The organism is Mycobacterium sp. 852002-40037_SCH5390672, assembly GCF_001665875.1.
Classification (GTDB): Bacteria; Actinomycetota; Actinomycetes; order Mycobacteriales; family Mycobacteriaceae; genus Mycobacterium.
On sequence record NZ_LZTA01000116.1, the window covers coordinates 51,914 to 68,038 of the forward strand.

The window sequence follows — 16,125 nt, forward strand, 5'->3', positions numbered from 1 at the left end:
GAACGCGGCACCGTTGCCGCAGCTAAGGATGAGACAATTTTATCCCTAAGTTCGGTTCGCTTTTACCGAAATCCGGCAAACGATTCTTATGAGACGCTTAGACCCGTGCCTTTGTCGCGTCGGGCATTCATCGCGGCCGCGACCGGCGTGGCCGGTGGTGGGCTGGCGGCCGCCTGCGCGCCGAATCGACCGACGGGCGCAACCGGGCGTCCGTCCGATGAACCACCGCCCGCACCGGACACCAAGTCGATCCTGGTCGTCGGCGCCGGGATGGCGGGGCTGACCGCCGCACGCAGCCTTGCCGACGCGGGACGGTCGGTACGCGTCCTCGAAGCCCGCGGCCGTATCGGCGGCAGGGTCTGCACCGACCGGGACTGGGGCACCCCGCTGGAGTTGGGCGCGTCGTGGATCCACGGCACGACGGACAACCCCGTGACCGAGCTGGCCCGGCGAGCGCGGGCGCAGCTGGTCAGCACCGACTATTACGGGTGGGTCAAGCTCGCGGTCGATCCCGCCGTGGCGCCGTTGGATTACCAGAGCGCAACCTGGCGATCGTTTGTCGAACGGGCGCGCAGTCGGGACGGCGCGGGAAGTCTGGGCGCCGCGGTGCACGCCGCCGCCGACGGCGCGAGGCTCTCCCCGTCCGATCGCGCCCAGCTGGCGTTCTACCTCACCACCGAGATCGAGGACGAATACGCCGCCGACGCAGATCAGCTCTCGGCCAGCACCTTTGACAAGGGTGACTATGCCGGCGGCGATCAAGACGTCATCACGAACGGCTATGACGCCCTGCCGAAGTTACTTGCCGACGGACTTACCATCGAGCTCAATACGCCGGTCACCGCGATCGTGCAGCGCGACGGCGCCGTCATCGTGCGGACCAAGGACAAGTCGTTCCAGGGGCCGGCCGCCATCGTCACGGTGCCCCTCGGGGTGCTGAAATCCGGTGCGATCGCTTTCGATCCGCCACTCCCCCCGGGGCATGCCCAGGCCGTACGCGCCCTGGGCTTCGGGGCGTTGTCCAAGAGCTTCTTTCGCTTCGACCAACGAACTTGGAAGGTAGACAATGCCTTCTACCAGTACATCGCCCCGGAAGGCGGGCTGTGGTCGCAGTGGTTCACCTTGCCGAGCGATGCGGGTCCAATCGCGTTGGCCTTCAACGGTGGTGGGCGGGGGCGATTTGTGGAGTCGTGCGCGCCCAAGGATCTGCTGACCAGCGCGCTGACGGCCGCCCGCCGGCTCTTCGGCGACAACATCTCGCTAGCGGATGTACGGACGTCGAACTGGACCGTCGACCCGTACGCACTCGGTGCCTATTCGTTTCACCCGCCCGGTTCCGGCTTGGCCGACCGGAGCCGACTACAACAGCCGATCAGCGACCGGCTCTACCTGGCGGGTGAGGCTGTCGGCGTTGACAATCCGGCCACGGTGAGTGGCGCGGTGCTCAGCGGCCGCTATGCCGCGGACCAACTGCTGCACCATGTGAAGGGGTGACCACCCCGAGTCACGGCATGGGTTGTTGGCGCAGCGTGGTGTGGGGGCTTTGGCCGTAGGTCTGTCGGTAGAGCACCGCGAACCGTCCGGTGTGCGCGAATCCCCATCGCTGGGCGATTTCGGTGACGGTCGAGTTAGATGTCGTTGCCGCTGTCAGCTCTTGATGAGCGCGGCTGAGCCGGGTACGACGCATGTACTCGGTCGGGGTGGTGTCGAGCTGGCGGCGGAACAGGTATTGAACCGCTCTGGGCGTCAGGTGCACCGCTGCGGCCACCTCGTTGATGCCGATGTCGTCGGTGATATGGCGGTGGATGAATGACACCGCTTCCTTGAGCGTTGCCGGTAATGCGAGTTCGCTGGCCGCGTCCTGCCCGGTGAGGGTGGACGGATAGCACTCGAGCAGCACACCGGTGAGCAGGTTGGCCATGCCCGCGACAACCAACGGCTGCTGGGCGGTATCCGCGGAAGCCAACGTCAAAATGACATAATCCAAAGCCCGATGCCACGCCCGCACGGCAGCGCGGGACCGCGGCCGCGAATTCACGAACCGCGTCTGCTGCGCCGGCTTGTGCCAGTGCGCGGTGACTTTGTGCAGCACTTCGGCGTCGATCGCGACGACATCGAAACGCGCACCGTTGCAGTGCAGTAGGCAGGACATGCTGTGGGCGACGAGAATCGGCGAGTCCGCGGTCGCGGGCACGCCCTCGACGCTCAGCGACCCGGCGCGTGGCTGGATCACCACAATGGTGTCGTCCGCCGGAACCTCAAGGGTCGATCGCCCCTGAATCATCACCTCGTCGAAAATCATTGAACCAGCAGCACTGCGCCGGTGCGACACCGCGGAATAATTGGTAAGCGCGCGGAGCCGCCAACCTGGCCGATAGGCCGATGCAAAAAATCGACGCACTGCCTGGCCATCAGTGGTGCGGAACTGCTTGTATTCCACCGCGGCTGGAGGGAACTCGTACTCCGGATCACATCCGAGGACAGGGCGGGCGGGACAGAAGTCGGCCCGAGGCGCCTCCGGCGCTTCGCCGGCGGAATCGACCACACCCAGGGGGGACTGCGACTGCCCGTCCGTTGCGCTCGTCATGGCAGTCATGGCCGGCCCGGATGAAAGACCGTGGGCGTCCTCGTCATGGCATCACGCGCGCCGGCGATGACAGATCTGTCGGTGACCGATCTTGCGCCCCCGCACTGTGGTAAATGTTCAGTGCGTCCAGCGCGATGCGCTGCCATGCGAAGCGTGACTGTGCACGACTGCGACCGGCCGCGCCCATGCTCTCGCATTGAAAGCTCTGGGCGAGAAGCCTTCTCAAAGCTGCCGCCAGCCCGACGGGATTTTCCGGCGGCACCACGACGCCGGTGATGTCGTCGAGTACGACGTCAGCCAGGGCGCCCACGGTCGCCGCAACCACTACCACCCCACTGGCCATGGCCTGTAACACGGTCGTGGGACGCGGTGGATGGCGAGGTGTGCACACCATCACGTCGGCGGACCGTATCCACATCGGCAATTCGTCACTGGCGACTGTGCCCGCAAAATGGACGCGGTCGGCGACTTCGAATTCGCGGGCCAGGTACTGCAGCCGGGCTCGCGCGTCGTCGTGCACGGCGTTGGTCGCGTCGGTTTCCACAATAACCAGCTCCGCGCCGGGAACCCGGTACAGTGCGCCGATTGCGATATCAAAACCGTTATGCTGCAGTGGATTTGGTGCCACACATAGAACGCGTTGACGTTCGTTCCGAGCAACCTCCGGACCGCTCGGGGTGTACAGCGCGGAGTCCACACCGCATGTGAAGGCCGACACTCGCGCGCGACTGTGACGTAGGTGGGCCAGCATATCGACCTCGACGCTGCTCTCACCCGTCGCCCAGGTCGCGCTGCGCGCCAAAAGCGGCTCTATGCGCTCTCGTGCGCTTTTGGGCGTGGATGCCGCACCACGGGGACGCGATGCCGCTGCCATGCCCAAGAACGTCTGCACAACCGGGACGCGTCGACGTCGCGCCGCCAGTTGAGCGGCCAACCCGCCCAACCATCCGTATGCATGCACGACGTCGGGCCGTTCCTTCGACCAGACGCGCTCAAGCTTTGCCGCCCAGTCGCCGACGTAGGGCAACAGGTCCGTCGGCGATGCCGGCGCGCTCGGGCCGACGGGAACCGAAACACGACGGCAGCCGGCGGCGGCCGCTTTGGCCGGCCGTCGACCACTTTGCCGCAGGCAGACCGTCGTATCGTGTCCCTGGGTCGTCAACGCGGTGCACAGCCGCTCGGGGTCCTCCCCGACGACGTCATCACCGCTGACAATTGCAATCCTCAACCGCGATTCCCTCCGCGCACATGCTTCGCCAACACCAGGAGACATACCACTGGCGGGCGCCGGCGAAACGGCCCAGATCACCACTTCGCTTGCAGGCTCAAAGTTCGCCCGCTGGACCCTGGCGAGCCGGCAGAACGCGGTCATACGGCGCAACCGGAGGCATGTTGCGGCGGCGGGTCTTGCCAGCTAGTCCAGAACATCTATCAGCAGCAGGGCTCCGCCGACCGTTCCCTCGTTCGAGCGAAACGGCGTGCACGTGACCCGCACCCGCGCCGCGCGGCCGCGCCGGTTGACCGCATCCACTACCGCTTCACCGGAACTGTCCGGGTCGACGAAGGCAGTGCCGATCAATGGCCGCACGCCGTCGAGCGGCAGGCCGATGTCGAGTGCCGTCAGCCTGGACCCGACCGTCTCCTCGGCGCGTAGCCCCCAGAGGTCCTCGCAACCGCGGTTCCACAAAATGACGTTCATTTCGCGGTCGACCACCACCATGCCGCTCCGGACCGAGTCGACCAGGGAACCCAGGAAGTTCTTTGCGTAGTCCAGTTCCAGACTGCGCTCACTCAGCATGTCGTTGATGGTCTGCAGTTCGTCGTTGGTGCACTGCAGTTCCTCGTTCATCGTCTCGAGTTCTTCGTTGGTGGACTGCAGTTCCTCGTTGGTGGTCTCGAGTTCCTCAACGGTGGATTGCAGTTCCTCGTTGGTGGTTTCGAGTTCTTCGTTGGTGGACTGCAGCTCTTCGTAGGCCGCCTCGAGCTGGTGGTTGGTTTGCACGACTTTGTCCAGCAGGGCGCGCGTCGCTGTGACGTCGAAGAACACGATCGACACGCCGAGCAGGCCATTCTCGGCGTCGACGAGCGGATTGATGTGGATCTCGAACCACACCGTCTCGGCACCCGGGCGCTGCCATTTCACGTCCTGGATCCGCGCCGAACGCCGCTCCACCTTGGCTTGTTCCAGGTAGGCACGCAACTCAACCGGACGGTAGGAAACCTCGAGATCGCGCAGCAGCCGGCCGATGTCGCGCGCCGACAGCCCGAAGACGGTCTCCGCCTGCTGGTTGATCATCGCGATGGTGTCCTCGCCGGTCACCACGATCTGAGCCACCGGGCTGGCACGAAACGCCATATCACGGACCGTCGCCAGGCCCGGCAGATCGGCATGGCGTTCGTAGAACCCCCCAGCCGGTTCGTAGCGGTCGGCGCCGCCATGGGTCCCCACCGCCTTGCGGAAGATTCGGTGTTTGAGGTTCAGCGGCTTGAACCGGTCGCCATGACTAAGCAGCATCTCGGCGTGTCCGAGAAATAGGGTGCCTTGGGGCGCAAGCGCAAAATGTAGACGCCCCAAGACTTTTCGCTGCGTTTCCGCATTGAGGTACATCAGCGTATTACGACAGACCAGCAAATCGACACGCGATATCGGCGCATCCCTGACCAGGTCGTTGGGGCCGAAGATCACCGCGCGCCGCAGGTCTTTGTGGAAGACGTAGCGGGTGTTGATCTGCTGGAAGTAGCGCCCCAACAGGTCCGGCGGTACGGATTCGACCGCCTTGGCGTCGTAGGACGCGCCGCGCGCCTCGGTGAGCGCATCTTCGTCGACGTCCGTGGCGTAAATCTTGACCCGTTGCCGAAAATCCTCGAGTCCCAGCGCCTCGGCCAACAGCATGGCCAGCGTGTAGGCCTCCTGACCGGACGCGCAGCCGGCGCTCCACACCCGAATCGGGTCGTGGGGCCCACGTTCGGCCAGCAATCGCGGGATGACCTCGGCGGCGACGTAGTCCCAGGCCTCCGGGTCGCGGAAGAAAGAGGTGACGTTGATCAGGATGGTGTTGAAGAGCGCCGTGAGTTCATCCGAGCTGGCCTGCAGAAAGTCCAGGTACTCGTCGAATGTGGCGTAACCCGCCTGGTCCATCCGATGACGGACGCGACGTATCAGCGAGGTGCGCTTGTAGCCGGTGAAGTCGAAGCCGCGCGAATCCCGCATGTAGCGCAACAAGGCCTCGAAAGCCTCGTCAGTCTTGGATTCCAATGCCGAAGTCCCGTCCGATAAGTGGTTCACCGAAGGACTTGAACACTACTCGCGGCGCTAGAGCTGGTTTTCAATACCGAGCAACGCCCAGACCGTTTTGCCCGACGGTGTCGGGGTCGCGCCCCACACCCGACACACCGCCGAGACGATGGCCAGTCCGGAGACGATGTCGGCGCCGCGCTCGGCATCTTCGTGCCGGCCCGGCAGGTGCGGACTGTTGTCCTCGACGGCGACGGTGACGGTGTCTTGATAGTTCTCGACGATCAACACCGGCGCACTCTCGGTGTGATCGAGAACGTTTTCGATGAACACGGTGGCGACCGTGGCCGCGACCGAGATCACCTCACGGGCGCCCCAGTGGGTGAGCCAATCGGTGACCACACCACGAGCAAGATCGATGCTGACGCTGGACCGCAGAAGCTCGGTGCGCGCCCGTCGCCGGATCTTCATGGACTGACCACGCACGGCGTCCAGCGCGAGCTCTCGGGTGGAATGTATCGGTACATAACGGGTGACCCCCGCCAAGGCGATCGTCCGCTGCACCTGTGGTTGCGCACACACCAGCAGGATCGGCACGTCCGGCCAGACGCTGACATGCCAACGAGCGCTGGTGAACACCGTCCAGGCCGAGGCGGATGGCGCATGAAGCCGATTGATGTCGACGATCACCGCACGAGGCTCGTCGATCGCGGCCTTGATCACGGCGTCGCGGACGGTTCGATAGGTAGAGCTATCCAGCAGGCCCTCCAGCGTCAGGATCGGCACATCCTGACGCTCCACCTCGATCCGGATAGCCAGACGATGCTCGCTCATCCGGCTTCACCGCGTTGCTGGGCAGTGCCGGATAGGCGGTCGCTGAGCACGTGCAGCGCCCGTTCGGTTTCCTCGGCAATTCCCGTGTAGCGCCGGAACAGGAGACCGGCTCCGGCCTTGCCGGCCATGTCTCGGGCCAGCCTCGCTTTTTCCTGCAGGCTGCGCACCGCGATCCACAGCGCCCCCTCGAGCTCGTTGTCTCGCGCGCTGAGCAAGGCCTCGGCCGTCCACGCGTGGCCGACCTGACAGCGGAAATTGCCCTCGCTGATGGAAACCAGCGAACCGTTGCAATCGGGACAGGTGTAGCCCGATGGCTCACCCAATTTTTGGGTGTCGAAGTTGGTCGCGAACCGTGACATCATCGCGATGCGGTTCTCGAGTTCCATCGCAGCGTCTCGTTCCATGTCGAAGTCCTCTATCTCCCGGCACGACAGCTCTTTGAGGACCGCGCCGATATCGGCCGCCGTAGCCTGCCGATCCACTACACCTGCTTCCAGGGCGTTGATCGGCATCGCCGGAAACAATGCGTCTTCGGGTAACTGGGCGATGGTGGTGCCGCCTCGCGAACGGATGGCGGCCATTCCCAGCACACCGTCATCGAGCACGCCGGAGAGCAGCACGCCGATCGCGCGGGGGCCGAACTCGACAGCCACTGAACGGAATAACGCGTTGATGGCCGGCCGGTGCCCGTTCTCGGTGGGTCCCTGTGACAGCAGCACGTGATGGTCGGCGACCAGCAAATGACGATCCGGAATACCGACATAGATGTGCCCTGGCTGCAGGCTCGCGGCGTCCTGGGCGGCGACCGCGGGCAGCGGACCGCTGCGGTCGATGATGCGCGCCAGAACGCTGGGCGCGCCGGCGGGCACGTGCAACACCATCAAGTAGGCGAACGGTAGATCCGGCGATAAACCGGCGGCAACATTCGACAGCGCCTCGACGCCACCTGCCGAGGCACCGATCGCTATCACGCCCCGAAGGCCGCCGTCTTCGTCAGCCGTCTTGATCACCACTCCCGACTACCCCCATCGATGGTAGGCAACCCACGAAGCGATGGATAGGGGCCGCATTGCGCCGTTTGCCCCAGTTTGGCGGTGGTACTCCACGCGGTTGAGACGTCGTTGAGCGGCCCATCACAGCAAAATCAAGGAGGGCAAGGCCATGGCCACCGACCAGAATCCCAAGCAGCGAGATCTGGACGCCGCGCGAGTCCGCCGCGACACCGGATATTTGACTACTCAGCAGGGCGTACGCGTCGACCACACCGACGATTCGCTGACGGTCGGCGAGCGGGGGCCCACACTGCTGGAGGACTTTCACGCCCGGGAGAAGATCACCCACTTCGACCACGAGCGCATCCCGGAACGCGTGGTTCACGCGCGCGGCGCCGGCGCCTACGGCTATTTCGAACCGTATGACGATTCGTTGGCCCAGTACACCGCGGCGCGATTCTTGACGTCGCCGGGTATTCAAACTCCGGTGTTCGTGCGGTTCTCCACGGTGGCCGGATCACGGGGTTCTGCCGACACCGTGCGCGACGTGCGCGGCTTCGCCACGAAGTTCTATACCGAGCAAGGCAATTACGATTTGGTGGGTAACAACTTCCCCGTGTTCTTCATCCAGGATGGGATCAAGTTCCCCGACTTCGTCCACGCGGTGAAACCCGAGCCGCACAACGAGATTCCGCAGGCACAGTCGGCCCACGACACCCTGTGGGACTTCGTGTCGCTGCAGCCCGAAACCCTGCACACCATCATGTGGCTGATGTCGGACCGCGCGTTGCCGCGCAGCTACCGGATGATGCAGGGCTTCGGTGTGCACACGTTCCGGCTGGTAAATGACCGCGGTGAAGGGACTTTCGTCAAGTTCCACTGGAAACCCCGGCTCGGTGTGCACTCACTTATCTGGGATGAATGCCAGAAGATCGCCGGCAAAGACCCCGATTACAACCGCCGCGATCTGTGGGACGCCATCGACTCGGGCCAGTACCCGGAATGGGAGCTCGGCGTGCAGCTCGTTGCCGAGGAGGACGAGTTCAACTTCGATTTCGACCTTCTCGACGCGACCAAAATCATCCCCGAAGAGCAGGTGCCGGTGCGTCCGGTGGGCAAGATGGTATTGAACCGCAACCCCGACAACTTCTTTGCCGAAACCGAGCAGGTAGCGTTTCACACGGCGAACGTGGTGCCGGGCATCGATTTCACGAATGACCCGCTGCTGCAGTTCCGTAACTTCTCCTACCTCGACACGCAGCTGATCCGGCTGGGTGGCCCGAATTTCGCCCAGCTGCCGATCAACCGACCGGTGGCCGAGGTCCGTACCAACCAGCACGACGGCTACGGCCAGCACGCCATCCCGCAGGGCCGGTCGAGTTACTACAAGAACAGCATCGGCGGCGGATGCCCAGCGCTGGCCGACGAGAATGTCTTCCGCCACTACACCCAGCGGGTGGATGGTCAGGCAATGCGCAAGCGCGCCAAGTCCTTTGAGAATCACTACAGTCAGGCGAGAATGTTCTGGCAGAGCATGTCGCCGGTGGAAGCCGAACACATCGTGGCCGCGTTCGCCTTCGAGCTCGGCAAGGTCGAGGTGCCCGAGATCCGTTCGGCCGTCGTGGGACAACTCGCACGGGTGGACGGTGCGCTGGCCGCCCAGGTGGCGACCAAGCTGGGGCTGCCCGAGCCGCCCGAGGAGCCCGTCGACGACCGGGTTTCCGCGTCACCGGCGCTGTCCCAAATCGGTGTCAGCGATACCATCGCCTCGCGCAAGATCGCCGTCCTGGCCGCCGACGGCGTCGATGTGGTGGGAACGCAACGCTTCATCGAGCAGATGGGCCAACGGGGCGCGCTGGTCGAGGTGCTGGCCCCCGTCGCCGGCGGCACGTTGGAGGGCGGGTCCGGCGGTGAGCTCCGCGTTGACCGATCGTTCACCACGATGGCTTCGGTGCTCTACGACGCCGTCGTGGTGGCGTGCGGACCGCGGTCTGTGTCGACGCTGTCCGAGGATGGGTACGCGGTGCACTTCGTCACCGAGGCCTACAAACACCTGAAGCCGATCGGCGCGTACGGGGCGGGCATCGACTTGCTGCGCACCGCCCGCATCACCAACCGGCTCGCCGAGGACACCGACGTTCTCAACGACCAATCCGTCGTCACCACCACCGCCGCCGCCGACGAGCTGCCCGACCGCTTCGCCGAGGAGTTCGCCGCCGCTCTCGCCGGACACCGCTGCTGGGAGCGGCGCACAGATCCGGTGCCGGCCTAGGTGGTTGGCCGGCCTAAGTGGTTTTCACTGCGGCCAGGGCGGGCATAACTGAAAAAGCGTCTCATCGTGGACAGGAGGATGGAACATGCCGCGTTCGTCAATCAAAAACGAAAAGCTCTATCAGGATCTGCGCAAAAAGGGCGACTCCAAGGAGAAAGCGGCGCGGATTTCGAATGCGACCGCCGGCCGGGGCAAATCGTCGGTCGCTCGCAAGGGCGGCAAATCCGGGTCTTACCAGGACTGGACCGTTTCCGAACTGAAGAAACGGGCCAAAGAGCTGGGCATGTCAGGCTATTCGGGGCTCACAAAAGACAAGCTGGTGGCCAAACTGCGCAATCACTGACTCGACAGGCCAAGCCGGTCGGCTAGTACCAGGAAGGCGACCGCGTAATCGTTTTCGGCCGTCTCAGTTTTGAGGCGCTGCCAATCCAGCTGTTCGCGCACCGCGCGCACGGCGGGCAGTAGTTTGGCGAAATCGCAGTGATGTTCGCCCAAGGATCGCAACTGCTGGACGAGCACCATGGTGGGCGGCAGCACGGGCATGCTGATTGCCAGGACTTCCCGCTGTTCGGCGTGGTCCAACGTGTCCGCGTCGACAGATACGCCGTTGATGCGGTGCAGCACGTCGACAAGCGTGTCGCCGGTACGCGCCTTGAACAGCCAATCCTCGGGAGGACGTTCGATGACGAATCCGGCATTGGTGAGGGTGGTCACGGCGGTTTCCACATCGGCTTCGGCCACCACGAGATCCACATCGTGGCTGGGTTCCGGTGCGCCGTAAGCCCATAACGCGTAGCTACCGGCCAGGGCGAATCGTGGCCCTTTTTCCTTGAGCGCCGACGCCGCACCCTTCAGCGCCTCACGCAGCCGCGTGGCGCAGTCGATACGTGCGTTAGGAAATCCCATAGTGCATAGGTCATACCCCGCCGGCGGCAGGGCAACCTGGCAGGCGGACGATCGTAAGGCCGTTTAATTTGCGGCCGATTGGGAAATCGTGTGTTATGTCAATTGCCATGCCACGCGCGTATGATGCTGCGGCCGTCGTCATTCCGGCCGGCATCGAAGGCGCCAGCATCGGCTTGCGCGCTGGGCCTTGCTGTGGCGTCGAGGGTTTTCGCACAATGTCAACGGGCGAACTTGACCTGAGGCAATTGGACAGAGCACCAGTGGGTGATTGCGCGTGACGGCTGGATTGGTCGAGCACTGGCTGGAGTCTGGACGACTCGAGTTGCCGCTTCCCGCCTCGGGCCGCACCGCCGAACGCTGGCAACGGCTGGCGCGGCTGGCCGAGGAGAACATCGTGGCGGCCAGGATCGCCGAAGCCCACGTTGACGCGGTGGCGATACTGCACGAGTTGGGCGGTAAGCCGCCCGAACCGGGTCAGCTGTGGGGGGTGTGGGCGGTCGAATCCCCGGACGCAACGCTGTTGGCCACAAATATCGATGGCGCGTTCACCCTCAGCGGCACCAAGGTGTGGTGTGCGGGTGCGGGGTTCTGCACCCACGCGCTGGTGACCGCGCGACTCGACGACGGAACGCGCGGCCTGTTTGCGGTCGCCGCGACCGACCCGGCCGTCAAGGCATTGCCCAGCACGTGGTGGAATGCCGGAATGGCCGGAAGTGACACCAGGCCAGTCCAGTTCACCAACGCTCAAGCCGTCGCTGTGGGCGACCCGGGAGCTTACCTGAATCGGCCCGGCTTCTGGCACGGCGCCATCGGGGTGGCCGCCTGTTGGCTGGGTGGGGCCCGCAGGGTTGCCGATCCGTTATACCGCTGCGCCGCAAGCCAATCGGCCGACGCATACTCACTGGCGCACCTGGGCGCCGTGGACGCCGCGCTGGCCGCCAGCGACGCGATCCTGGCCGCGGCCGCAAGCCAGATCGATGATGACCCGTTCGACCGCGCCGGCACCGCACAGCTTTTGGCCCGTCGCGTGCGCACGGTCGTGGAACACGCGGTCGACGAAGCCATCACCCGCACCGGGCGCGCCCTGGGCCCCGGCCCGCTGTGCCAGGACGGCCGGCACGCGCAACGGGTCGCCGACCTGAGCATCTATATCCGGCAAAGCCATGCCGAGCGGGACCTTGCCGAGCTCGGGCATCTGGCGGGCCAACACGGGACGATGGACCCATGAAAACCCTGCCGGCAGATAACTGCGCCAGGTTTGCGGTCAAGCCGCTGACGCACGGCGGCACCCCAGCGCCGTTGTGGCTGGCCGCTTTCGAGGAGAAACCCCTGCCGGTACTCGATATCACGGAATGTCAAAAGCTCGTCGTCGTGGCCCCTCACCCCGACGACGAAACTCTTGGCTTGGGTGCCATGATCACCCAGTTGGCCGCAACCGGAGTTCCCGTTCAGGTGGTCTGCGTCAGCGATGGCGGTCCCGCGCACTCCGGGGCGTCCGCCTCGGAGCGGCTTCGCATGGAAACCATCCTTCGATACGAACTGCGCAGAGCAACAAATCTTTTGAACATCCCTCCTGCAGTGTCGCTGGGTTTGCCCGACGGAGAACTGGCCAACCACGAGGACGAGCTCACCGAGATGCTGACCGAGGTCCTCGCAGGCGCCGGCCCCGCGACCTGGTGTGCGGCCACCTGGCGGGGCGACGGCCACCCCGACCACGAAGCGGTGGGGCGCGCGGCCTCGGCTGCATGCGCGCACACCGGGGCCGTACTGCTGGAATATCCAATCTGGATGTGGCACTGGGCACTTCCGGCCGACACCGCGGTGCCGTGGGACCGGGCCTACTCAGTGCCCACGCCCGGTTGGGCAACGGAGCGCAAACGCCGCGCGGCGCAATGCTATCGAAGCCAATTCACGCCCACCACAGGCGAATCAGCGCCCGTACTGCCGGGCTTTGTGCTTTCGCGACTGCTCACGGTGGGCGAGGTCATATTCCGTTGACCGCACCCCCTACCGGGATGCACACCGGTGGGGCTTGTATAACCCACTGACTTGCCTGCGGCGGCGATGCCCGGGTGACTGCGTGACGGTGAAAGTGGGTAGGTGAAACGCTATGCGTGTGGCGACATTCAACATCCTGCACGGCCGCACCGTCGGCGATGGCGTGGTGGTCGAACGGCTGCGAGACTGCGTACGCCGCCTTGATCCCGACGTGCTCAGCCTGCAAGAGGTCGACTGCGATCAGCCACGGTCCGAGCGCGCCGACCTGACCGCCGCGGCCGCCGAAGCCATGGGAGCGGTGGAACACCGTTTCGTTGCGGCCATTTCCGGTACGCCGGGGGCAACCTGGATGGCCGCGACGGGCCGTGAACAGCCTGGGACCGCAGCCTACGGAATTGCGCTGTTGTCCCGATATCCCGTCGCCAGTTGGCAGGTGCTTCGATTACCCCGGATTCCGATGCGGTTTCCGATGTACCTTCCCGGGCCCAACCGGATGATGATCGTCGATGAGGAGCCGCGAGCGGCCGTCATTGCGCAGTTGCGCACCCCGATGGGTGAGCTGACGGTGGCCAACACGCACTTGTCCTTTGTTCCCGGCTGGAATCGGCGTCAGTTGCGCCGACTGATTCACGACCTGCGCGGCTTCCCGGGACCGCGGCTGCTGACCGGCGACTTGAATATGACACCGAAGACCGTGCACCGCTGGTCGGGCATGCGGGCGCTGGCTGCAGCCGAAACGTTTCCGGCGGGCAATCCCAACCGTCAGCTCGACCACATCTTGACCGACGATCCCCGGCTGCGTGGCGGCGCCGTCGAGGCCGACCTCATGGCCATTTCCGACCATCGTCCGCTGGTGGTAGACCTGCAACGGGACTGAACTCCGCCGCGTCAGTCTTGTTGACCGCCAGCCGATTCCATCGCAACCAGCACACGCTCGACGTCGTACGTGCTGGGCATGGCGTCGGTCACCCCGATGATTGCCACGCCGACATCGGCGTTGTCGATCTTGCGGCAGCCGGGTGTACGGAGTTTCCGGGCGATGGTGATGACTTCGTCGTCAGTCACTCGCCGTGGCAACAGCGCGAGCAGTGGCCCGTAGCCGACGTCGGGTGCACCCTTGGGGCAGCCCGCGCGCAAAAACGCGACCACGCTGGACACCCGATGTCCCAGGCTCATCTGCCACCTCGCTCATCCGCCGCACGCCACGTGCGAAAACCGTCTCAACGGGATAACCCGGTGGGGCGGCTTGAAACCATCGATTGGCGGCCGCGGCATCGGCATCGCCATCGGCATAGCCGATGCGCGAAAGGGGCCCGACCCGACAATCGGACCGGGCCCCTGTGCGGCTGGCCTACTGGTTCTTCTTCTCGCGCTCTTCGGCAGCGTCCGCGCCGGCCCGCGCCGACTCGGCTTCCGCTTCTTTTTTGCCCGCGTCGCGTTGGGCGTCGGCCTTGTCCTGCTGGGCCTGGCCCTCTTCGGTCAGGTCGTCGCGACCGAGTACGGTCCCGCCGACCTCCTTGGCCTTGCCCTTCACGCCCTCGACGGCGCCTTTGACCGCTTCCTGCGGCCCGCTCTTCTGGTCTCCCATGGGTCGACCTCCCTCTCGGTGGTTGGTGAACTTGCGCTCGATGGCACCTAGGGCGTTCCCGCCGCGCGGCCCATCAAACGCCCCAAAAGGCGTCCCCATGGACACTCCAGGCGAGGTGTGCGCGTGATCACCCAATCGGTGTTCGCGCCCCCAAGCTCACGTTCCGGCTCGCCGAAGCGACGAGTTTGAACCAGGTATTACCGGGTACAGATCGACGACGAAACGCCGGGGGTGAGGACCAGTCATGACCACCATCGCTGTGATCGGGGCGACGGGCACAGCGGGTACTCGCGTGGTCGCCCGGCTGAAAGCGCGCGATGTCGCAGTGGTTGAGATATCGCGCAGGCATGGCATCGATCTGTTCAACGGAGCGCAGCTGTCGCAGGCGCTCAAGGGAGTCGACGTCGCCATCGACGTATCCAACCCGGTGCCGCCCGACGGGCGCTCCGACATCGGCCAAACCCTCGCCACCGCTTCCCACAACATCGTGGGCGCGTGCGCGACGCAGGACGTGCAGCGTTTGGTGGTGTTGACGATCGCCGGAATCGAAGACCCGGTGTTCGACGGCTTCGCCTACTACGAGGCGAAACGGCAAGCAAAGGGCATCCTGCTCGACGGCCCGGTGCCGACTACGATCGTCAAGTCGACCCATTGGTATGAGTTCGCCACCAACCACGACGCGGTGAGCTGCGACGACAACGAGGTGATGGTCGAGGACTGGCTGATTCAGCCCATCGCCGCCGATACCGTCGCCGACGTGTTGGTCGAGGCAGCCCTGGGACAGACGCACACGCCGCGCATCATCACCGGACCGGACGCCATCCGGTTACCCGACCTGGCATCGAAATTGCTTATCCAGCAAGGTGATCGCCGGCAGGTCCGCAAAGTGGAACCCGCGGTCGCCGCGCTGGGCGCCGGAGCGCTGTTGGCCTGCGATCATGCGGTGGTCGTCGGCCCCGACGTCGACACGTGGTTGCACACCCTGGCGCCGTCCAGCATCGACGGCCATCACGCAATGGACGGCGACGGAAAGCCCGGCTTCAGATAACGATTGCGTCACGATCCTGATCACGATTTCCTAAGAACCGGCCCCATTTCTTAATAACCCGCGGATCGTTTGATCGTTTGCTTAGCAAACGACCGCTCCAGAAGCCGCAACAGCCCCTAACGTTCGATGTCGGCGAACACCCGTACTGTTCGCTTCCGCTACGTTGGATTTCGAGGATCGGGAGCCTCTCGCAGAGAAATCGTTTCGCTTCGAAGGACAACACCAATCATGAAAATCAGCAGTATTGTCGCGCGCCGAAAAGTCGCCGGGATCAGTGTCGGATGTCTGCTCGGGGGAATGGCGATGGGCATCCTCGGTGCGCCATCAGCGGCCGCAGCACCCGACTGCAGTCCCAGCGGTGTGAACAACACCGTTTCCTCAGTGGAGGGCTCGGCGCAGCAGTATCTGGCGGCGCACCCAGGCGCCAACCAGGTGGTGACGGCGGCCTACGGGCAGCCGCGCCCGCAGGCTGAATCAAGTCTGCGCGGCTACTTCACCGGCCACCCGCAGGAGTACAACGACCTGCGCGGCATCCTGGCACCGATCGGCGACACCGAACGGCAGTGCAATGTCACCGCCCTGCCGCCGTATTTGGAGTCGGCTTACCAGGAGTTCATGGCCGGCTGATCGCTTTCGAAACGACCCGCCACAACGATGTGGCGGGT

At 64.8% G+C, this 16,125-nt stretch carries 16 protein-coding genes; 8 read left to right on the forward strand and 8 right to left on the reverse strand.

Translation table 11 applies throughout. The features are described from left to right. Positions 1–105: 105 nt before the first annotated feature. Positions 106–1,494: a flavin monoamine oxidase family protein gene (locus A5782_RS21530; RefSeq protein ID WP_369815664.1), complete on the forward strand. Its 1,389-nt coding sequence runs from the start codon at positions 106–108 to the stop codon at positions 1,492–1,494. 10 nt (positions 1,495–1,504) lie between these two features. On the opposite strand, the gene A5782_RS21535 is transcribed toward A5782_RS21530, so the two are convergent. The 5 genes from A5782_RS21535 to A5782_RS21555 form a co-directional block, all read right to left on the reverse strand. Beyond that, a complete protein-coding gene (locus A5782_RS21535) occupies positions 1,505–2,587 on the reverse strand; it encodes an AraC family transcriptional regulator (RefSeq protein WP_067104117.1) in 1,083 nt (360 codons plus the stop codon). 43 nt (positions 2,588–2,630) lie between these two features. Next, positions 2,631–3,815, reverse strand: a complete 1,185-nt coding sequence (locus A5782_RS21540) for a glycosyltransferase (RefSeq protein ID WP_067104118.1) — start codon at positions 3,813–3,815, stop codon at positions 2,631–2,633. Between the two features lie 186 nt (positions 3,816–4,001). Then, positions 4,002–5,843, reverse strand: coding sequence for a CheR family methyltransferase (locus A5782_RS21545; RefSeq protein ID WP_082943048.1), 1,842 nt, complete (start codon positions 5,841–5,843; stop codon positions 4,002–4,004). 57 nt (positions 5,844–5,900) lie between these two features. Beyond that, on the reverse strand, positions 5,901–6,656 hold the full coding sequence (locus A5782_RS21550; protein ID WP_067104119.1) for an STAS domain-containing protein: 756 nt from the start codon (positions 6,654–6,656) through the stop codon (positions 5,901–5,903). Next, a complete protein-coding gene (locus A5782_RS21555) occupies positions 6,653–7,669 on the reverse strand; it encodes a chemotaxis protein CheB (RefSeq protein ID WP_067104120.1) in 1,017 nt (338 codons plus the stop codon). The genes A5782_RS21550 and A5782_RS21555 overlap by 4 nt, the downstream gene beginning before the upstream one ends. Positions 7,670–7,817: 148 nt before the next feature. Here A5782_RS21555 and A5782_RS21560 point away from each other — a divergent pair, with 148 nt between their 5' ends. Then, positions 7,818–9,920 carry a catalase gene (locus tag A5782_RS21560; protein WP_067104121.1) on the forward strand — a complete coding sequence of 701 codons (2,103 nt, stop codon included), beginning with the start codon at positions 7,818–7,820 and terminating at the stop codon, positions 9,918–9,920. Between the two features lie 85 nt (positions 9,921–10,005). After that, complete coding sequence (locus A5782_RS21565; protein ID WP_067104122.1) at positions 10,006–10,263, forward strand: Rho termination factor; 258 nt, start codon at positions 10,006–10,008, stop codon at positions 10,261–10,263. Here the strand turns inward: A5782_RS21565 and A5782_RS21570 are convergent. Further along, positions 10,257–10,826, reverse strand: coding sequence for a nucleotidyltransferase family protein (locus A5782_RS21570; RefSeq protein WP_067104123.1), 570 nt, complete (start codon positions 10,824–10,826; stop codon positions 10,257–10,259). The genes A5782_RS21565 and A5782_RS21570 overlap by 7 nt on opposite strands. A 274-nt stretch (positions 10,827–11,100) precedes the next feature. On the opposite strand from A5782_RS21570, the gene A5782_RS21575 reads away from it, so the two are divergent. The 3 genes from A5782_RS21575 (at position 11,101) to A5782_RS21585 (ending at position 13,701) form a co-directional block, all read left to right on the forward strand. Next, entirely contained in the window at positions 11,101–12,054 is a 954-nt protein-coding gene (locus tag A5782_RS21575; protein ID WP_067104124.1) for an acyl-CoA dehydrogenase family protein, read from the forward strand. Continuing rightward, a complete protein-coding gene (locus tag A5782_RS21580) occupies positions 12,051–12,824 on the forward strand; it encodes a PIG-L deacetylase family protein (protein ID WP_067104125.1) in 774 nt (257 codons plus the stop codon). The genes A5782_RS21575 and A5782_RS21580 overlap by 4 nt, the downstream gene beginning before the upstream one ends. A gap of 112 nt (positions 12,825–12,936) precedes the next feature. Next, positions 12,937–13,701 (forward strand): endonuclease/exonuclease/phosphatase family protein, encoded by a 765-nt coding sequence (locus A5782_RS21585; RefSeq protein ID WP_067104126.1) that lies wholly within the window; start codon positions 12,937–12,939, stop codon positions 13,699–13,701. An 11-nt stretch (positions 13,702–13,712) separates the two neighbouring features. Here the strand turns inward: A5782_RS21585 and A5782_RS21590 are convergent, their stop codons facing one another. Together A5782_RS21590 and A5782_RS21595 are read right to left on the reverse strand one after the other, a co-directional pair. Then, positions 13,713–14,000, reverse strand: coding sequence for a DUF3349 domain-containing protein (locus A5782_RS21590; protein WP_067104127.1), 288 nt, complete (start codon positions 13,998–14,000; stop codon positions 13,713–13,715). Positions 14,001–14,175: 175 nt separating this feature from the next. Further along, complete coding sequence (locus A5782_RS21595) at positions 14,176–14,412, reverse strand: general stress protein CsbD (protein ID WP_067104128.1); 237 nt, start codon at positions 14,410–14,412, stop codon at positions 14,176–14,178. Between the two features lie 244 nt (positions 14,413–14,656). Between A5782_RS21595 and A5782_RS21600 the strand changes: the two genes are divergently transcribed. Together A5782_RS21600 and A5782_RS21605 are read left to right on the forward strand one after the other, a co-directional pair. Beyond that, positions 14,657–15,460 (forward strand): SDR family oxidoreductase, encoded by an 804-nt coding sequence (locus A5782_RS21600; RefSeq protein ID WP_067104129.1) that lies wholly within the window; start codon positions 14,657–14,659, stop codon positions 15,458–15,460. Between the two features lie 228 nt (positions 15,461–15,688). Next, entirely contained in the window at positions 15,689–16,087 is a 399-nt protein-coding gene (locus tag A5782_RS21605; protein WP_067104130.1) for a heme-binding protein, read from the forward strand. Positions 16,088–16,125 lie beyond the last annotated feature (38 nt).

Bases quoted from the DNA above. Each gene is read 5' to 3' on its own strand.
- A5782_RS21535 (WP_067104117.1), bottom strand. From the start codon at position 2,587: ATGACGAGCGCAACGGACGGGCAGTCGCAGTCCCCCCTGGGTGTGGTC.
- A5782_RS21550 (WP_067104119.1), bottom strand. From the start codon at position 6,656: ATGAGCGAGCATCGTCTGGCTATCCGGATCGAGGTGGAGCGTCAGGAT.
- A5782_RS21560 (WP_067104121.1), top strand. From the start codon at position 7,818: ATGGCCACCGACCAGAATCCCAAGCAGCGAGATCTGGACGCCGCGCGA.
- A5782_RS21565 (WP_067104122.1), top strand. From the start codon at position 10,006: ATGCCGCGTTCGTCAATCAAAAACGAAAAGCTCTATCAGGATCTGCGC.
- A5782_RS21570 (WP_067104123.1), bottom strand. From the start codon at position 10,826: ATGGGATTTCCTAACGCACGTATCGACTGCGCCACGCGGCTGCGTGAG.
- A5782_RS21580 (WP_067104125.1), top strand. From the start codon at position 12,051: ATGAAAACCCTGCCGGCAGATAACTGCGCCAGGTTTGCGGTCAAGCCG.
- A5782_RS21585 (WP_067104126.1), top strand. From the start codon at position 12,937: ATGCGTGTGGCGACATTCAACATCCTGCACGGCCGCACCGTCGGCGAT.
- A5782_RS21590 (WP_067104127.1), bottom strand. From the start codon at position 14,000: ATGAGCCTGGGACATCGGGTGTCCAGCGTGGTCGCGTTTTTGCGCGCG.
- A5782_RS21595 (WP_067104128.1), bottom strand. From the start codon at position 14,412: ATGGGAGACCAGAAGAGCGGGCCGCAGGAAGCGGTCAAAGGCGCCGTC.
- A5782_RS21600 (WP_067104129.1), top strand. From the start codon at position 14,657: ATGACCACCATCGCTGTGATCGGGGCGACGGGCACAGCGGGTACTCGC.
- A5782_RS21605 (WP_067104130.1), top strand. From the start codon at position 15,689: ATGAAAATCAGCAGTATTGTCGCGCGCCGAAAAGTCGCCGGGATCAGT.